Here is an 18006-nt window from a genome sequence, read left to right on the forward strand (position 1 = left end):
GGCAGCCGCCGCCGGCCCCCTCTCTCGACAATCGGAGGTCCGCACGTGACCGACCAACGGCATGACAGCCGGGACGAGATCGACGCCGGGCACGGCGTCGACCCCTACGTCCAGCTGCAGCGCACCGAGGAGTTCCAGGACCTGCGCCGCCGGTTCCGCGGGTTCGTCTTCCCGATGACCGCGTTCTTCCTCACCTGGTACTTCCTCTACGTCCTCGCGGCCACCTACGCCCCGGGGTTCATGTCCACCAAGGTGTGGGGCAACATCAACATCGGCCTGATCTTCGGCCTGCTCCAGTTCGTGACGACGTTCGTCATCACCTTCGTCTACGCCCGCTGGGCCAACCGTGAGTTCGACCCCCGCGCCGAGGCCCTGGGCCAGCGCATGGAGCAGCTGGGAGGTGCGGGCCGATGAGCCTCGTGCACGCCGTGACCGCCGTCCTGCCGGCCGCGGCCGCGGACACCCAGGTGGGCAGCCCGCTGCTCAACATCGCGGTCTTCGCCGGCTTCGTCATCGTCACGCTGACGATCGTCATCCGGGTCGCCGGGGGACAGAAGACCGCCGCGCAGTACTACACCGGGGGTGCCTCCTTCTCCGGCCGACAGAACGGTCTCGCCATCGCCGGCGACTACCTCTCGGCCGCCTCCTTCCTCGGGATCGCCGGCGCCATCGCGCTGCAGGGCTACGACGGCTTCATGTACTCGATCGGGTTCCTCGTCGCCTGGCTGGTGGCGCTCCTGCTCACCGCCGAGCTGATGCGCAACACCGGCCGGTTCACCCTCGCCGACGTGCTCTCCTACCGGCTGCAGCAGCGGCCGGTGCGCATCGCCGCCGCGACCTCCTCGCTCGCGGTCTCCTTCTTCTACCTGCTGGCGCAGATGGCCGGTGCGGGCGGGCTCGTCGCGCTCCTGCTCGGGCTGAACTCGCTGTGGGCGCAGTACGTCGTCATCGCCGTGGTCGGCGCCGTGATGATCGGCTACGTCCTCATCGGCGGCATGAAGGGCACCACCTGGGTGCAGATGATCAAGGCGGTCCTGCTCATCTCGGCGACCGCGATCATCACCGTCTGGGTGCTCGGCAAGTACGGCTTCAACCTCTCCGCCCTGCTCCAGGGCGCCGTCGACAACTCGCCGGAGGCGGGGCCCGCGCTGCTCGACCCGGGTCTGAAGTACGGGCTGTCGGAGCTGTCCAAGATCGACTTCATCAGCCTGTCCATGGCGCTGGTGCTGGGGACCGCGGGCCTGCCGCACGTGCTCATCCGCTTCTACACGGTGCCGACCTCGGTCCAGGCCCGCAAGTCGGTCGAGTGGGCGATCTGGCTCATCGGCGGCTTCTACCTGCTGACCCTGGTCGTCGGCTACGGCGCGGCCGCCCTGGTCGGGCCGGACGCGATCAACGCGGCACCGGGCAAGGCCAACTCGGCGGCCCCGCTGCTCGCCTTCGAGCTGGGCGGGTCGGTGCTGCTGGGCGTGGTCTCGGGCATCGCCTTCGCCACCATCCTGGCCGTCGTCGCGGGCCTGACGATCGCCAGCTCGGCGACCTTCGCCCACGACCTCTACAACTACGTCTTCCGCAAGGGCCAGGCCACCCCGGAGGAGGAGGTGCGCGTCGCCCGCTGGGCGGCCGTCGCCATCGGCGTCGTCGCGATCGTGGGCGGCATCCTCGCCTACGGCCAGAACATCGCCTTCCTCGTGGCGCTGGCCTTCGCCGTCGCGGCGAGCGCCAACCTCCCGACCATCCTCTACAGCCTGTTCTGGGGGCGGTTCAACACCCGCGGCGCGCTGTGGAGCATCTACGGCGGGCTGGCCTCCTCGCTCCTGCTGATCACCTTCTCCCCGGTCGTGTCCGGCTCGGAGACGTCGATGATCACCAACCAGGCGGTCGACTTCGCGATCTTCCCGCTCGCCAACCCGGGCATCGTCTCCATCCCGCTGGCCTTCTTCCTGGGCTGGCTGGGCACGGTGACCAGCTCGGAGCACAACGAGCAGAAGTGGGCCGAGGTCGAGGTCCGCAGCCTGACCGGCCACGGCGTCGCCGAGGCCGTGGACCACTGATCCGCGGGCACGACCCGGCGGGGTCGGGAGGCCTTGCCTCTCCCGGCCCCGCCGAGCCCGAGCCGTGCGGGCGCGGCATACTCGACCCGACCGAAGGCAACGACGCTAGGAGGCACCCATGACCACCGAGGCCACGTCCGAGGGACTGTCCAACCTGCTCCACGAGGAGCGCACCTTCCCGCCGAGCGAGGCGTTCGCCGCCCAGGCCAACGGCACCGCGGAGCTGTTCGACCGCGCCGCCGAGGACCGCGAGGGGTTCTGGGCCGAGCAGGCCCGGAGGTACGTGCGGTGGGAGACCGACTTCGAGCAGGTGCTCGACTGGAGCGAGGCACCGTTCGCGAAGTGGTTCGTCGGCGGGCGGCTCAACGCGTGCGTCAACGCGGTGGACCGGCACGTGGAGGAGGGGAACGGGGACCGCGTCGCGATCCACTGGGTGGGTGAGCCCGAGGGCGAGACCCGCGACATCACCTACTCCGAGCTGCACGGCATGGTGCAGAGGGCCGCCAACGCGCTCGCCGACCTGGGCGTCGGGGAGGGCGACACCGTCGCGATCTACCTGCCGATGATCCCCGAGGCCGCCGTCGCGATGCTGGCGTGCGCCCGCCTGGGCGCCCCGCACTCGGTCGTCTTCGGCGGGTTCTCCGCGGAGGCGCTGCACAGCCGGATCGACGACGCCGGCGCCAAGGTCGTCATCACGGCCGACGGCGGCTACCGCCGCGGGAAGCCGTCCGCGCTCAAGCCGGCCGTCGACGCCGCGCTCGCCGTCGGGGAGTCGCCGGTGCAGAAGGTGCTCGTCGTGCAGCGCACGGGGCAGGACGTCGAGTGGGACGAGGCCCGCGACGTGTGGTGGCACGAGGCGCTGGAGGCGGCCGACGGCACCCACGAGGCGCAGGCCTTCGACGCCGAGCACCCGCTGTTCATCCTCTACACGTCCGGCACGACCGGGAAGCCGAAGGGCATCTTCCACGCCACCGGCGGCTACCTCGTGCAGACGGCCTACACCAACCACGTCGTCCACGACGTGCACCCGGAGTCCGACGTCTACTGGTGCACCGCCGACATCGGGTGGGTCACCGGGCACTCCTACATCGTCTACGGCCCGATGACGCTGGGCGCGACGCAGGTGATGTACGAGGGCACCCCGGACACCCCGCACCAGGGCCGGTTCTGGGAGATCGTCCAGGACAAGAAGGTCTCGATCCTCTACACCGCCCCCACGGCGATCCGGACGTTCATGAAGTGGGGCCGCGAGATCCCCGACAGGTACGACATGTCGAGCCTGCGGGTGCTGGGGTCGGTCGGTGAACCGATCAACCCCGAGGCGTGGATGTGGTACCGCGAGGTCATCGGCGGCGACCGCTGCCCCATCGTCGACACCTGGTGGCAGACCGAGACGGGCGCGATCATGATCAGCCCGGTCCCGGGAGTCACGCCGACCCGCCCCGGCTCGGCGCAGCACCCGATCCCGGGCATCGACGCCCGGGTGGTCGACGACCTCGGGCAGCCGGTGGAGAAGGGCTCCGGGGGCTACCTGGTCATCACCGAGCCCTGGCCGGCGATGCTGCGCGGCATCTGGGGCGACCCGGCGCGCTACCAGGAGACCTACTGGAGCCGGTTCGAGGGCATGTACTTCGCCGGGGACGGCGCCAAGCTGGACGAGGACGGCAACATCTGGGTCCTCGGCCGCGTGGACGACGTCATGAACGTCTCCGGCCACCGGCTCTCGACGGCCGAGATCGAGTCGGCGCTGGTCTCCCACCCCAAGGTCGCCGAGGCGGCGGTGGTCGGGGCCGCCGACGAGACGACCGGCCAGGCGATCTGCGCCTTCGTGATCCTGCGCCAGGAGGCGGTGGCCGAGGCCGACGAGCAGGGCGAGGGCGGTGACCTGGTGGCCGAGCTGCGCAACCACGTCGCCAAGGAGATCGGCCCGATCGCCAAGCCGCGGCAGATCATGATCGTGGCCGAGCTGCCGAAGACCCGCTCGGGCAAGATCATGCGTCGGCTCCTCAAGGACGTCGCCGAGAACCGTGAGATCGGCGACGTCACCACGCTCGCCGACTCCTCGGTGATGAACATGATCAGCGAGGGTCTCAAGCAGCCCAGCGAGTAGACCCCCGACTCACAGGCACGAATCCTGCGGGCAGGTGCATGCATCAGCCCGGGACAGGGGGTTCGTGCCTGTGAGTGCGGGGGTGGGGGTCGATCGGGGGTGGCGGGTGGGGCGGCGATCGGGGGTGGGGGGTGGGCGTTGAGGCGGCGGCCGGGCGGGTGCGCCAGACTCTGCTCGTGACCCGGCCCGTGCACCCCGTCCCGGCGTCGCTGCTCGCCGGCGACCGGGCGGCAGCGCGACGGACGCTCGTGGACGTCATCGGGCGCAGCGTGCAGGAGACGCCCGACGCCCTCGCGGTCGACAGCGGGGTCCGGACGCTGACCTACGCCGAGCTCGACGCCGTCGCGGGTCAGCTCGCCGCGCGGCTGGCCGAGCACGGCATCGGGCGCGGCGCGCGCGTCGGGGTCCGGGTCAGGTCGGGCACCACCGACCTCTACGCCGCCATCCTCGGCGTCCTCTACGCCGGCGCGGCCTACGTCCCCGTCGACGCCGACGACCCCGACGAGCGGGCACGCGTCGTCTTCGCCGAGTCGCAGGTGGCCGCGGTGGTGGGCAACGACCTGGCTCTCAGCCCCCGCCCCGGTGCTCCGACGGGGACCCCGGGCGAGGGGCCCACGGTGGACGACGACGCCTGGGTGATCTTCACCTCCGGCTCCACGGGCACCCCCAAGGGCGTGGCCGTCAGCCACCGCAGCGCCGCCGCCTTCGTCGACGCCGAGTCGCGGCTCTTCCTCGCCGACGGCGAGCCGATCGGACCGGGGGACCGGGTGATGGCCGGGCTGTCGGTCGCCTTCGACGCCAGCTGCGAGGAGATGTGGCTGGCGTGGGCGCACGGCGCCTGCCTCGTCCCGGCACCGCGGTCGCTCGTGCGCGCCGGGGTCGACGTCGGGCCGTGGCTGGTCGCCAACGACATCACCGTCGTCTCCACGGTGCCGACGCTGGTGGCCCTCTGGCCGCCGGCCAGCCTTGAGCAGGTGCGGCTGCTGATCCTGGGCGGGGAGGCCTGCCCGCCGGAGCTCGCGGCCCGGCTGCAGGCACCCGGCCGCGAGGTGTGGAACACCTACGGCCCGACGGAGGCCACCGTCGTCGCCTGCGCCGCGGTCCTGGACGGCACCGACCCGGTCCGGATCGGGCTGCCGCTGGACGGCTGGGACCTGGCCGTCGTGGACGAGCACGGTCGGCCGGTGCCCGAGGGGGCCTCCGGTCAGCTGATCATCGGCGGCGTCGGGCTGGCCCGCTACCTCGACCCGGCCAAGGACGCCGAGATGTACGCCCCGATGCCGACGCTGGGGTGGGACCGCGCCTATCGCTCGGGGGACGTCGTCGTCAACGACCCGGCGGGGCTGCTCTTCGCCGGGCGGGCCGACGACCAGATCAAGCTGGGTGGCCGCCGGATCGAGCTCGGGGAGATCGACGGGCAGCTGCTCCGGCTGCCCGGGGTCGCCGGAGCCGCCGCGGCCGTGCGCCGCACCGCCTCGGGCAACCAGCTGCTCGTCGGCTACCTCGCGGTGGACGCCACCTACGACGCCGACACGGCCCTGACCCTCCTGCGCGAGCGCATGCCGGCCGCTCTCGTCCCCCGGCTGGCCGTCGTCGAGGACCTGCCCACCCGCACGTCGGGCAAGATCGACCGCGACGCCCTGCCCTGGCCGTTGCCCTCCACCCGTACCGCCGCGCCCTCCGGCCTGACGCCGCTGCAGAGCTGGGTCGGGGAGATCTGGCACGACGTCCTGGGCGCCGACGTCACCTCGCCCAAGGACGACTTCTTCGACCTCGGCGGTGGCTCGCTGACGGCGGCGCAGGCCGTGGGCCGGCTCCGCGAGCGCTTCCCGGAGGTCGCCGTCGGGGACCTCTACGCCAACCCGCGGGTCGGCGCGCTCGCGGTGGTCCTCGAGCAGCTCGGTGGCGGCCCGGCCCGGCTGGACCGCACGGTCGCCCCCATCCGGCCGCGGACGCAGGTCGGCCAGGTGCTGGCGCTGCTGCCGCTGCGCACGCTGGCGGCGGGCCGGTGGGTGGCGTGGCTGCTGCTCGCCTCCGCGCTGCTGCACGGGCGACCCGGGTTCGGCTGGGCGGTGGACGTCCCGGGGTCCGTCGCGCTGCTCACCGCCGTCCTCTTCCTCGTCCCGCCGGTCCGGATGGGCCTGGCCGCCCTCCTCGTCCGCGTCGTGCTGCGCGGTGTGGGCCCCGGCACCTACCCGCGGGGCGGCCGGGTTCACCTGCGCCTGTGGCTGGCCTCCCGGATCCAGGACGAGCTCGCAGCGGTGTCGACCGCCGGCGCGCCCTGGCTGCAGCGCTACGCCCGCAGCCTCGGCGCCGACATCGCCCCCGGTGCCGACCTGCACGCGCTCCCACCGGTCACCGGCCTGCTCACCCTCGGTCGGCGGTCCGCGGTCGAGCCCGAGGTCGACCTCGGTGGGTTCTGGATCGACGGCGACCGGCTGCACGTGGGCCGGGTCCGCGTGGGCGAGCAGGCCCGTGTCGGCGCGCGCAGCATGCTCGGTCCCGGGGCCGAGGTCGCACCCGGGGCCGAGGTCGCACCCGGCTCCCTGGTGCTCGGGCGGGTCCCGCCGGGTGAGTACTGGTCGGGCTCGCCCGCCGAGCGCAGCTCCGACGGGGCCCGCAGCGCCTGGACCGAGGAGGAGCCGCCACCCGGGCGGCTCTGGTGGATCGGGTATGCCGTCTCCGCCCTCCTCGTCGCCGCGCTCCCCGTGCTCGCGGTCCTCGCCGGCGGGGCGCTCGTGGTGCGCCTCGGCTGGGCGTGGCTGCCGCTCGCCGCCCTCTTCGGGTATGTCGTGCTCGCCGCGCTCGTCCTGGTGCTGGTCCGGGTCTGCTCCCTGTGGGTGACCCCGGGCCACCACCCGACCCGCTCGGCCAGGGGCCTGGCCGTGTGGACCACGGTCCGGGTCCTCGACGAGGCCCGCACCTGGCTCTTCCCCCTCTACTCCGCCGCGTTCACGCCCGTCTGGCTCCGCCTCCTGGGCGCCCGGGTCGGCCGCGGCGTCGAGGCCTCGACGGTGCTGCTCATCCCGCGGCTGGCGCACGTCAACGACCACGCCTTCCTCGCCGACGACACCCTCATCGGCTGCTACGAGCTGTCCCGGGGCTGGATGCGGGTCGAGCGGGTCAAGGTCGGCAAGCGCGCGTTCGTCGGCAACTCCGGGATGGTCTCCGCCGGCCGCAAGGTCCCCAAGGAGTCGCTCGTCGCCGTCCTCTCGGCCGCCCCGCGCCGCAAGAAGGTCAGGGCCGGCACCTCCTGGCTCGGCAGCCCGCCGACCCGGCTGCGGCGGGCGGCCAGCACGGTCGACCCGGGCCGGACCTACGACCCGCCGACCCGGCTCAAGGTCTACCGGGGGCTGCTGGAGACCGGCCGCCTCGTCCCCCTGCTGCTCACGGTGCTGCTCCACCTCGGGGTCGCGGTCGCCCTGCTCGCGCTGCTGCGCGTGCACGTCCTCGTGGGCCTCGCCCTCGGCGGCGTGGTGCTGATCCTGGCCGGGGTGGTCGCCGCCCTGCTGACCTGGGCGGCCAAGTGGGCGCTCGTGGGGCGGCACACGTCCGGGGACCACCCGCTGTGGTCCGGGTTCGTGTGGCGCAACGAGCTGGCCGACACCTTCACCGAGGTGCTCGCCGCGCCGTGGTTCGCCTCGGTCACCCAGGGCACCGTCGTGCTCAACGTCTGGCTGCGGATGCTCGGGGCGAAGATCGGGCGCGGGGTGTGGTGCGACAGCTACTGGCTGCCCGAGACCGACCTCGTCGAGCTGCGCGACGGGTCCACGGTCAACCACGGGTGCGTGGTGCAGACCCACCTGTTCCACGACCGGGTGCTGAGCATGGACACCGTCACCCTGCAGCTGGGTGCGACCCTGGGACCCAACAGCGTCATCCTGCCGGCCGCGACGATCGGCCGGCACGCCACGGTGGGACCGGTCTCGCTCGTCATGCGCGGCGAGTCGGTGCCCTCCCAGACGCGGTGGCTCGGCAACCCGATCGGGCCCTGGGACGACGACCCGACCACGACGAAGGAGCGCCGGTGAAGGGTGCCGACCCCTACGTGCCCGGGCACGGGGACCTCAGCTACGACGTGCTCCACCACGACCTCACCCTCGACTACTCGGTGGTGAGCAACCGCCTCGAGGGCGAGGCCGTGCTGCGCTGCCGCGCGGTGGCACGCCTCACCGAGCTGCGGCTGGACCTGCGGCTGCGCGCCGACAAGGTCAGCGTGGGGGGCCGCCCGCCCCGTCGGTTCCGGGTCGCCGACGGCAAGCTGGTCATCACCCTCGTCGAACCCGTCGAGCCGGGTTCCGAGCTGAGCGTGCGGATCCGCTACTCGGGCAACCCGCGCCCCCTCGCCAAGAGGGGACTCGACGCGGCCGGGTGGGAGGAGCTGGAGGACGGCGTCATCGTCGCCTCCCAGCCGCACGGGGCCCCGAGCTGGTTCCCCTGCAACGACCGGCCGTCGTCCCGCTCGACCTACCGGCTGACCCTCACCACCTCCGCGGACTACCACGTCGAGTTCAGCGGGGAGCCGGTCAGCGTCCGCCGTGGCGGGGCCACCCGGACCTGGAGCTTCCGCCAGGACCGGCCGATCGCGCCCTACCTCGCGACGGTCCAGATCGGCCGCTACCAGGTGAGCACCCAGAAGGCCGTGGTGCCCATACGGGTGGTCGGGCCGCCCGGCATCAGGGGCAACGGCTTCTCCGCCTCCTTCGGCCGGCAGCCGGCGATGATGGCCTACTTCGTCGAGGCGTTCGGGCCCTACCCGTTCGACTCCTACACCTGCGTCATCACCGCGGACGACCTCGAGATCCCCCTGGAGTCGGCGGCGCTGTCGACCTTCGGGCGCAACTTCGCCTCCGCCGACTGGGACAGCGTGCGGCTCGTCGCCCACGAGATGGCGCACCAGTGGTTCGGCAACGCCGTGACCGTCGCGTCCTGGCGGGACATCTGGTTGCACGAGGGGTTCGCCTGCTACGCCGAGTGGCTGTGGTCGGAGGAGTCGGGCAGACGGACCGCGGACGCGTGGGCCCGGCACCACCACGGGTTGCTGGCCGGGGGCCACCACCAGCCCGCCCCCCTCGTGGACCCCACCGTCCGGCACATGTTCGACGACTGGGTCTACAAGCGGGGCGCGCTCACCCTCCACGCCCTGCGCCGGGAGGTGGGCGACGCGACCTTCTTCACCATCCTGCGCTCCTGGGTCGCCGGCCACCGGTGGGAGAGCGTCACCACCGCGCAGTTCGTCGCGCACTGCGCCGACGTCGCCGGCCGGGACCTGGCACCGCTGCTCGCGCCGTGGCTGCACTCGCGGGACCTGCCACACCTGACCTGAGCGTGACGTGAGGGGCCCTGAGGATCAGTGCGGCGCGGCGAGCACCGCGACGAGCCCGGGCGGTGCGGGCAGGTCGGTCAGCCCCGACTCCTCGGCGAGCCGCACGTGGGTCATCGGGGTCGCCAGTCCGGTCCCGCGTCGTTTGAGCACAGCCTCCTTGGCGGCCCAGCACCGTGCCCGCGCCCTGTCGTCCCTCGCCGCCCCCGGGTCTGCCTCCCCGTCCGCCGACGCGCCCGCCGACCCGTCCACCGACTCCCCGTCCGCCAGGACCACCGCGTCCGACCAGCCGTGCGCGACGTCCTGGACCACCTCGGCGTCCACGCCGACCGGACCGCGCAGGGAGACCGCGGTGACGACATACCCCCCGGCCCTGGCGAGGGAGACCCACACCTCGCGGGGTCGGGTATGCCGTATCCCGGTCCCCGACCCGTTGCCGGCGCCCACCCCGGCCCGCCGGTCCCGCGCGTGCGTGGCCCACGGTCGGCCGTGCAGGTCCGAGCCGCAGCCGGGGCAGAGCCGCCCGACGGTCACGACCCCCGGGCCCAGCACGGCGAGGACGTGCCGGCGCAGCAGGGTGTCCACCTGCTCGTCCCCCGACGCGCCGTCGTGCCAGGCGACGGCCGGGGTCTCCTGCGGGGCGGACACGGGCGACTCAGCCTGCCGCACGCCCCGGCAGCGGCAGGGGCGTCGTGGTGGCCGCAGCCGCCCGGTCGAGGGCGGCCCGGACGTCGGCCCGCAGGTCGTCCGGGTGCTCGATGCCGACGGAGAGCCGGAGCAGACCGTCGCCGATCCCCGCGACAGCGCGGGCCTCCGGCGTCATGGAGGCGTGCGTCATCGTGGCCGGGTGGGCGACGAGGCTCTCCGTGCCGCCGAGCGACTCGGCCAGGCTGAAGCAGACCAGCCCGTCGACGAACGCACGCACCGCGGCCTCACCCCCGACGAGGTCGAGGGAGAGCATCGAGCCGAACCCGTCCTGCTGCCGGGCCGCGACCTCGTGCCCGGGGTGGGTGGGCAGGCTGGGGTGGTGGACGGCGGCCACGGCGGGGTGGTCGAGCACCTCGGCGAGCACCGCGTCGGCGTTCTCCTCGTGGGCTCGCAGACGCGTGTGCAGGGTGCGCAGGCCGCGCAGGGTGAGGTAGGCGTCGAACGGGCTCCCGACCAGCCCCAGCACGTTGGCCAGGTCCTGCAGCTGCTCGTGCTGCTCGGGGGTGCGGGCCACCACGGCGCCGCCGACGACGTCGCTGTGGCCGTTGATGAACTTCGTCGTCGAGTGCACGACGAGGTCGGCGCCGTGCTCGAGCGGGCGCTGCAGCGCGGGGGAGAGAAAGGTGTTGTCGACCACGACGGTGGCGCCCGCGGCGTGCGCCGCGGTCGAGACCGCGGCGAGGTCGGTGATGCGCAGCAGGGGGTTCGACGGGGTCTCCACCCAGACGACCGTCGGCGGCTCCGGGCCGTCCAGCTCGGCCGTCAGCGCGGCCGCGTCACCCAGGTCGACGGTGCGGTAGCGCAGGTGGCCCCGCGCAGCCAGGGTGTCGAAGAGCCGCCAGGTCCCGCCGTAGCAGTCGTGGGGGATGAGGACGGTGTCCCCCGGCGTGAGGAGGAGGGAGGTGGTGAGCGTGATCGCGGCGAGGCCGGTGGGCGTGACGGTGGCCCCGTGGCCGCCCTCCAGGGTGGCGAGCGCCTCGCCGAGCACGTCGCGTGTGGGGTTGCCGCAGCGGCTGTAGTCGTAACGCCGGGGCTGGTCGAAGCCGGTGAAGCTGTAGGTCGTCGACAGGTACAGGGGCGGGACGATGGCGCCCTCGCCGGGGTCGGTGTCGATGCCCGCGCGGACGCCGCGCGTGAGCCGGGTGGTCTCGGTCATGTCGCCCTCTGCCTGGGTGGTCCGGAGACCCGGGGCGCGTGCGTCGGTCACGGCCCGGGAGTGGCCCGAAACTAGCATGCTGACGAACGAAGTGCGTCCCGCATCAGGTCGAGACATCCGTCACCGAAGAACCTGCGTCAGGGAGGGTTTCGGCGCGAGGGATCTGCCTCAGGCCTCGTCGGGGATCATGTGCCGCCAGGGACGAGCCAGGTGGAACTCCCGCCCGCTGAGCTCGGCCACGTGGATCGCGACCACGTTGAACTTCTCGGAGCTGATCCAGGGACGCAGCCGCAGGTTGTCGGTGTCGCGGGCGTCCTGGCCCTCGAGGATGTGGGCCTTGCCGCGCGCGATGACGCTCCAGGCGGCCTCGTCCTCGTCGTCGATCCGGTCGATCTCGAACGCGACGTCCTCGTTCATCACGACGCCGAGCAGCTTGGAGCCCTCCGCCGTGCGGAAGATGATCTTCCCGTCGGCGACCGCGTAGTTGACCGGGGCGATGTGCACCTCGTCGGCGAGGTGGTAGGCCATCCGTCCGATCTCGGTCGCGTCGAGCCGCGCCCAGCACTCCTCCTCGGACAGGACCTGCATGGGGCGTGCCTCAGACATGGTGTCGCCTCTCCCGTGAGCTGGTCGCCCCAGTCTATGACAGGACGTCGTAGTGCTGCCCGTCGGACCCCAGCCCTATGCTGGGGGGACCGGCGACCGGCGACAAGGAGGTTGGCGTCCGTGACCCCATCGGCGAGGGAGCTGGCGGCTGCCCGGGCTCACGAGCGCGGCCCGCTGCTGGAGATCCTGCACGACGTCCTGGACGCGCGGGGGTGGATCAGCGAGCAGGACGTCCGGGAGGTCGCGGACGTCCTCAACCTGTCCGTGGCCGAGGTGCACGGGGTGGTGAGCTTCTACTCCGACCTGCGCCGCACGCCGCCCCCGGCCCACACGGTGCGGGTCTGCCGGGCCGAGGCGTGCCAGTCCGTCGGTGCCGAGACCCTGCACCGCGAGGCGGTGGCGGCCCTGTCCGGGCAGGAGGGGGTCGAGGTGCACGAGGTCTTCTGCTTCGGCAACTGCGCGCTGGGGCCGAGCGTGGAGGTGGACGGCACGCTCCGGGGACGGATGACCATCGAACGGCTGCTGGCTGAGGCAGGAGGGTGGACGTCGTGACCACGACCGTGTGGGTGCCGCGTGACAGCTCCGCGCGCGCCGTCGGGGCCGACGAGGTCGCCTCGGCGCTGGCCGCGGTCGAGGGTGTGACGGTGCGGCGCAACGGGACCCGGGGGATGCTCTGGCGTGAGCCGCTCGTGGAGGTGGAGACCGACCGGGGGCGTGTCGGCTACGCCGGCGTGGAGGCTCCCGCCGTGCCGGAGCTGGTGGCGCAGGGGCTGCTGGAGGGGGCGGACCTGGCGTGCGGGATCGGGGTGGTGGACGACGACCCGTGGCTCACCGGCCAGGAACGGGTCACCTGCTCCAGGCTCGGGCTCGCCGAGCCGACCGACATCGAGGCGTATGCCGCGCGCGGCGGCTGGGAGGGCCTGCGCCGGGCCGCGGTGCTCGAGCCGGCCCAGGTCGTCGAGGAGGTCATCACCTCGGGGCTGCGGGGGCGCGGGGGAGCCGGTTTCCCCACGGGCATCAAGTGGCGCACGGTCCTGGAGGCCCGGCAGGGCGGCGCACCGCAGGCCTTCGTGGCCTGCAACCTCGACGAGGGCGACTCCGGGACCTTCGCCGACCGCATCCTCGCCGAGGGCGACCCGTTCACGCTGCTGGAGGGCATGACCGTCGCCGCGCTGGCCGTCGGGGCGACCGAGGGTTACATCTACTGCCGCAGCGAGTACCCCGACGCCGTCGCCACCCTGCGGGAGGCGATCGCCGTCGCGCAGGAGTTCGGCTACCTCGGCGACGTGCTCGGCACCGGCCGCCACTTCGACGTCGTGGTCCGCGAGGGCGCCGGCGCCTACATCTGCGGCGAGGAGACCTCGATGCTGGAGTCTCTCGAGGGCCGTCGGGGGGAGGTGCGTGCCAAGCCGCCGATCCCCGCGCTGTCCGGGCTCTGGGGCGCTCCGACGGTCGTCAACAACGTGCTGACGTTCGCCGCCGTGCCGATGATCCTCGCCGGGGGCGGTCAGGCCTACGCGGACCTCGGCACCGGCCGCTCGCGGGGCACGCAGCTGTTCCAGCTGGCCGGCAACGTCGCCCGCGGCGGGCTCGTCGAGCTGTCCTTCGGGGTGACGCTGCGCCAGCTCGTCGAGGACTGGGGCGGGGGGACCCTCAGCGGCCGCCCGGTCCGCGCCGTGCAGTGCGGCGGTCCCCTCGGGGCCTACCTGCCCGCCGACCGGCTCGACGTGCCGATGGACTACGAGGCGCTGGCGGAGGCCGGCGGCATGCTCGGTCACGGCGGCATCGTCGTCTTCGACGAGTCGTTCGACGCCGCCCGGATGGCCCGCTTCGCGATGGAGTTCTGCGCCGCCGAGTCGTGCGGGAAGTGCACCCCCTGCCGCGTCGGGTCCACGCGTGGGGTCGAGACCATCGACCGACTCTGCGGCGCTTCTGCGGACGGTCCCGACGGCACCGGGCGGACGCAGCTGCTCGTGCTGCTCGAGGACCTCTGCGAGACGATGACGAAGGGGTCCCTGTGCGCGCTCGGCGGACTCACGCCGCTCCCCGTCCGGAGCGCCCTCGAGCACTTCCCGGAGGACTTCGAGAGGAGCCGGTCATGACCGTCCCGCCCCCGACGATGCTCGCCCAGCAGGTGGCCGCGCTCGGTGACGACGCCCAGCGCCACCCCGACCCGACGGGCACGCCATACCTGCCGGAGCCCGACCTGGGGACCCCCCGGGTGGAGGGGACCGCCGAGGTCACCGTGAGCGTCGACGGGCGCGAGGTCGTCGTGCCGGGCGGCACGTCGGTGCTGCGCGCGGCGCGCGAGGCGGGGGTCGACGTGCCGAGCCTGTGCGCCACCGACTCGCTGCGCGCGTTCGGGTCGTGCCGCCTCTGCCTGGTCGAGGTGGAGGGGGGCAAGGGGGTGCCGGCCTCGTGCACGACCCCGTGCGCCGACGGCATGGTGGTGCGCACGGACACCGAGCAGGTGCAGCGGCTGCGTCGCGGCGTGATGGAGCTGTACCTCACGGACCACCCCGTCGACTGTCCCGGCTGCGCCCGCGGCACCTGCGAGATCCAGGCGCTCGCCCGGCGAACGGGCGTGGCGGAGGTGCGCTACGGGTTGCCGGCCGCGGGGTCGGGGCCCGCCTCCCGCGTGGACGGCGGTGCGTCCCGCGACACCACGAACCCCTACTTCGACTACGACCCCCAGGCGTGCATCGTCTGCTCGCGCTGCGTGCGCGCCTGCGCCGACGTCCAGGGCACCTTCGCGCTGACGGTCGAGGGGCGCGGTCTCGCATCCCGGATCGCCCCGGGGCCGACGGAGTTCATCGCGTCCGAGTGCGTCTCGTGCGGCGCGTGCGTGCAGGCGTGCCCGACGGAGGCCCTGGTGGAGAAGTCCCTCGTGCAGCTCGGTATGCCGACGCGCGCCGTGGAGACGACGTGCGCCTACTGCGGGGTGGGCTGCACCTTCCGTGCCGAGGTGCAGGGTGCCGCCGAGGAGACCAGGGTGGTCCGGATGACGCCGCTGAAGGCCGGTGGCGCCAACGAGGGGCACTCGTGCGTCAAGGGCCGGTTCGCCTACGGCTACGCCGCGCACGACGACCGGCAGCTGCGGCCGATGGTGCGCGAGAGCATCGAGGACGAGTGGCGGGTGGTCTCCTGGGAGGAGGCGATCGGCCGGGTCGCGGAGGGGTTCCGCGGGATCCAGGAGAGGCACGGCGTGGGGGCCGTGGGCGGCATCTCCTCCTCCCGGTGCACCAACGAGGAGGTCTACGTCGTCCAGAAGATGGTGCGGGCGGCGTTCGGCAACAACAACATCGACACCTGTGCGCGGGTGTGCCACAGCCCGACGGGGTACGGCCTGAACCAGACGTTCGGCACCTCGGCGGGCACCCAGGACTTCGAGTCGGTGGACCACACGGACGTGATGCTGCTCATCGGTGCCAACCCCACCGACGCCCACCCGGTCTTCGGGTCGCGGATGAAGCAGCGGCTGCGCAAGGGCGCCCAGATCATCGTCGCCGACCCGCGTCGGATAGACCTCGTGCGGTCCCCGCACGTCCAGGCCGCGCACCACCTGCCCCTGCTGCCGGGGTCCAACGTCGCGTTCATCAACGCGATGGCGCACGTGGTGGTCACCGAGGGCCTGCACGACGAGGAGTTCCTCCGTGACCGGTGCGAGGACGTGGACGCCTACCTGGAGTTCGCGCGGGACGAGGGCAACAGCCCGGAGGCGACGGCCGAGGCGACCGGGCTGGACCCGGAGCAGCTGCGCGCGGCGGCGCGGTTGTACGCCAGCGCGCCGAACGCCTCGATCTACTACGGCCTCGGCGTCACCGAGCACAGCCAGGGCTCCACGATGGTGATGGGTCTGGCGAACCTCGCGATGCTCACCGGCAACATCGGCCGCAGGGGGGTGGGCGTCAACCCGCTGCGCGGGCAGAACAACGTGCAGGGGTCCTGCGACATGGGCTCCTTCCCGCACGAGCTCCCGGGTTACCGGCACATCTCCCGCCCCGAGGTGCGGGCGATCTACGAGGACCTCTGGCAGGTGCGGCTCGACCCCGAGCCCGGCCTGCGCATCCCCAACATGTTCGACGCCGCGCTCGGCGGGACGTTCAGGGGACTCTTCGTGCACGGGGAGGACATCGCGCAGTCGGACCCGAACCTCCAGCACGTGCGGGCCGCGCTGTCGGCGATGGAGCTCGTCGTGGTGCAGGACCTCTTCCTCAACGAGACCGCCCGCTACGCCCACGTGTTCCTGCCGGGCAGCAGCTTCCTGGAGAAGGACGGGACGTTCACCAACGCCGAGCGCCGGCTCGGGCGGGTCCGTCCGATCATGCCGTCCAAGGTCGGCAAGGACGAGTGGCAGATCGTCTGCGAGATCGCCACCGCGATGGGCTTCCCCATGTCCTACGGCTCGGCGTCGCAGATCATGGACGAGATCGCCGCGACCACCCCGACCTTCGCCGGGGTGAGCTTCGAGCGGCTGGACCGCGAGGGCTCGATGCAGTGGCCCGTCAACGAGGCGGCGCCGAGCGGCACGCCGACCATGCACGTGGAGGAGTTCGTGCGCGGCCGGGGCCGGCTCGTCCCGACGGTGTTCGTGCCGACCACCGAGCGCACCAACCGCCGGTTCCCGCTCATCCTCACCACCGGCCGGATCCTCACCCAGTACAACGTCGGTGCCCAGACCCGGCGGACCGCCAACTCGACGTGGCACCCGGAGGACGTGCTGGAGATCCATCCCAGCGACGCCGAGCTGCGCGGGATCCGCAGCGGCGACACGGTCGAGCTGTCGAGCCGGGTCGGGACCACCGCCCTCACCGCGCTGGTCTCGGACCGGATGCAGCCCGGCGTGGTCTACACGACCTTCCACCACCCCGTCACCGGCGCCAACGTCGTCACGACCGAGAACTCCGACTGGGCGACCAACTGCCCCGAGTACAAGGTGACCGCGGTCCAGGTCGCGGTGGCCAACGCCCGGGAGGGGCGGCATACCGACGGGCGTGCTGGCCGCGACCTGGGCGTGAGTGACGCGCATGAGCCGATCGACCCGGCGGTGCCCTTCAGCGTGGCGGGGTCAGGGCGATGACGGGGGTCGGGCGCAGGACGGGGGGCGGCGGATGAGCGCGGCCGGGGTCGAGGAGGGCCACGACCCTCGCGAGCTGCTGTCGCCGGAGGTGCGTCTCGGCGGCGACATCGCGCGGGCACTGGCGCACCTGGGGGAGGACGCGCCGACGGAGATCGCGACGCACCTGCGCAAGTTCTGGGACCCGCGGATGCGCGCGGCGATCCTGGAACGGCTGCGTGCCGGGGAGATCGAGGACCCCCTCCTGCGGGCCGGGGTGGAGGCGTACCTCGAGGGCGAGGTCGACCGCGGGGAGGTCCGGGAGCCCTCCGGTGGCTGAGGTGGGGGAGTCCGCGGACGCCCCACGGGCGATCGCGGGGTGGTTCGGGTGGAGGTATGCCGCCTGCGGGCTGGGATGGGGCGTGGTCGTCGGTGGCGCGACGGGGGTGCTGGTGGGGGTGGTGCTGGCGATGGTCCTCGCGTGGGAGAGCACCGCTGGTCTGACGGCGTGGATCGGTCTGGCGGTGTCGCTGCCGCTGATGGGCCTGGTCTACGGCGCTGCGCTGGGCGGTGTGGCGGGGGGTCCGGGCGGGATGGTCAACGCCGTCGTGCAACCGCGGGTCAGGGGTGAGCGCGCCGGCTGGTGGTCCTCGTGGCTCATCTCCGCCGCGGCCGCGCTGGGCACGGTCCTGGCGCTCGCGGTGTGGCAGGTCGGTCGCGGCGTCGTCGACCCGCCGGAGGGGATGTCTCGGGTGGCCGAGGCGGGGGGCATCAGCCTGTGGGCGGTCCCGTCAGCGGTCGTCGGCGGGTGGTTGGTCGCGAGGACGAACCGAGGGCTGCGTCGGCGCGGGGAGGGTGAGGCCTGGCTCTCCCCCTCCGCGTCTCGGACGACGGTGTTCTAGGGCGGTGGCGTCGGCCGGTCGCCGGAGGCCGGGCGTCGAGGGCCGAGGGCCGGGGATGCGTCGCGCCGGGGGTGGACGGCCGCCCGGTCTG

At 73.2% G+C, this 18006-nt stretch carries 13 protein-coding genes; 10 read left to right on the forward strand and 3 right to left on the reverse strand.

Annotation, left to right across the window (positions count from 1 at the left end; all coding sequences use genetic code 11):
- Positions 1–78 precede the first annotated feature (78 nt).
- The 5 genes from D4B81_RS07750 (at position 79) to D4B81_RS07770 (ending at position 9490) form a co-directional block, all read left to right on the forward strand.
- Positions 79–414, forward strand: a complete 336-nt coding sequence (locus D4B81_RS07750; protein ID WP_122261918.1) for a DUF485 domain-containing protein — start codon at positions 79–81, stop codon at positions 412–414.
- Positions 411–2054, forward strand: coding sequence for a solute symporter family protein (locus D4B81_RS07755; protein ID WP_122261838.1), 1644 nt, complete (start codon positions 411–413; stop codon positions 2052–2054). Before D4B81_RS07750 ends, D4B81_RS07755 begins: the two co-directional genes overlap by 4 nt.
- Positions 2055–2172: 118 nt before the next feature.
- On the forward strand, positions 2173–4164 hold the full coding sequence (gene acs, locus D4B81_RS07760; RefSeq protein WP_122261839.1) for an acetate--CoA ligase: 1992 nt from the start codon (positions 2173–2175) through the stop codon (positions 4162–4164).
- Positions 4165–4340: 176 nt separating this feature from the next.
- Complete coding sequence (locus D4B81_RS07765) at positions 4341–8195, forward strand: Pls/PosA family non-ribosomal peptide synthetase (protein WP_237565884.1); 3855 nt, start codon at positions 4341–4343, stop codon at positions 8193–8195.
- Positions 8192–9490: a M1 family metallopeptidase gene (locus D4B81_RS07770; RefSeq protein ID WP_122261840.1), complete on the forward strand. Its 1299-nt coding sequence runs from the start codon at positions 8192–8194 to the stop codon at positions 9488–9490. The genes D4B81_RS07765 and D4B81_RS07770 overlap by 4 nt, the downstream gene beginning before the upstream one ends.
- A 24-nt stretch (positions 9491–9514) precedes the next feature.
- On the opposite strand, the gene D4B81_RS07775 is transcribed toward D4B81_RS07770, so the two are convergent.
- The 3 genes from D4B81_RS07775 to D4B81_RS07785 all read right to left on the reverse strand — a co-directional run bounded on the left by D4B81_RS07775 (position 9515) and on the right by D4B81_RS07785 (position 11957).
- Positions 9515–10135: a 4'-phosphopantetheinyl transferase superfamily protein gene (locus tag D4B81_RS07775; RefSeq protein ID WP_161965038.1), complete on the reverse strand. Its 621-nt coding sequence runs from the start codon at positions 10133–10135 to the stop codon at positions 9515–9517.
- 7 nt (positions 10136–10142) lie between these two features.
- Positions 10143–11351 carry a cystathionine gamma-synthase gene (gene metB, locus D4B81_RS07780; protein ID WP_122261920.1) on the reverse strand — a complete coding sequence of 403 codons (1209 nt, stop codon included), beginning with the start codon at positions 11349–11351 and terminating at the stop codon, positions 10143–10145.
- A gap of 168 nt (positions 11352–11519) precedes the next feature.
- Entirely contained in the window at positions 11520–11957 is a 438-nt protein-coding gene (locus D4B81_RS07785; protein ID WP_097189371.1) for a pyridoxamine 5'-phosphate oxidase family protein, read from the reverse strand.
- 120 nt (positions 11958–12077) lie between these two features.
- Here D4B81_RS07785 and D4B81_RS07790 point away from each other — a divergent pair, with 120 nt between their 5' ends.
- From D4B81_RS07790 to D4B81_RS07810, 5 genes are read left to right on the forward strand one after another with little or no spacing between them, the layout of a single operon-like run.
- Entirely contained in the window at positions 12078–12509 is a 432-nt protein-coding gene (locus D4B81_RS07790; RefSeq protein ID WP_237565885.1) for an NADH-quinone oxidoreductase subunit NuoE family protein, read from the forward strand.
- A complete protein-coding gene (locus D4B81_RS07795) occupies positions 12506–14059 on the forward strand; it encodes an NADH-ubiquinone oxidoreductase-F iron-sulfur binding region domain-containing protein (RefSeq protein ID WP_122261921.1) in 1554 nt (517 codons plus the stop codon). The genes D4B81_RS07790 and D4B81_RS07795 overlap by 4 nt, the downstream gene beginning before the upstream one ends.
- A complete protein-coding gene (gene fdhF / locus D4B81_RS07800; protein ID WP_237565886.1) occupies positions 14056–17037 on the forward strand; it encodes a formate dehydrogenase subunit alpha in 2982 nt (993 codons plus the stop codon). Before D4B81_RS07795 ends, fdhF begins: the two co-directional genes overlap by 4 nt.
- 31 nt (positions 17038–17068) lie before the next feature.
- Complete coding sequence (locus tag D4B81_RS07805) at positions 17069–17353, forward strand: formate dehydrogenase subunit delta (RefSeq protein ID WP_122261843.1); 285 nt, start codon at positions 17069–17071, stop codon at positions 17351–17353.
- The gene (locus tag D4B81_RS07810; protein ID WP_161965039.1) at positions 17346–17915 is read left to right on the forward strand and encodes a hypothetical protein; all 570 of its coding nucleotides are present in this window, start codon (positions 17346–17348) and stop codon (positions 17913–17915) included. The genes D4B81_RS07805 and D4B81_RS07810 overlap by 8 nt, the downstream gene beginning before the upstream one ends.
- Positions 17916–18006: the final 91 nt, after the last annotated feature.

This window comes from Ornithinimicrobium cerasi, assembly GCF_003702705.1.
Classification (GTDB): Bacteria; Actinomycetota; Actinomycetes; order Actinomycetales; family Dermatophilaceae; genus Ornithinicoccus; species Ornithinicoccus cerasi.

Bases quoted from the DNA above. Each gene is read 5' to 3' on its own strand.
- acs (WP_122261839.1), top strand. From the start codon at position 2,173: ATGACCACCGAGGCCACGTCCGAGGGACTGTCCAACCTGCTCCACGAG.
- D4B81_RS07805 (WP_122261843.1), top strand. From the start codon at position 17,069: ATGAGCGCGGCCGGGGTCGAGGAGGGCCACGACCCTCGCGAGCTGCTG.
- D4B81_RS07755 (WP_122261838.1), top strand. From the start codon at position 411: ATGAGCCTCGTGCACGCCGTGACCGCCGTCCTGCCGGCCGCGGCCGCG.
- metB (WP_122261920.1), bottom strand. From the start codon at position 11,351: ATGACCGAGACCACCCGGCTCACGCGCGGCGTCCGCGCGGGCATCGAC.
- D4B81_RS07785 (WP_097189371.1), bottom strand. From the start codon at position 11,957: ATGTCTGAGGCACGCCCCATGCAGGTCCTGTCCGAGGAGGAGTGCTGG.
- fdhF (WP_237565886.1), top strand. From the start codon at position 14,056: ATGACCGTCCCGCCCCCGACGATGCTCGCCCAGCAGGTGGCCGCGCTC.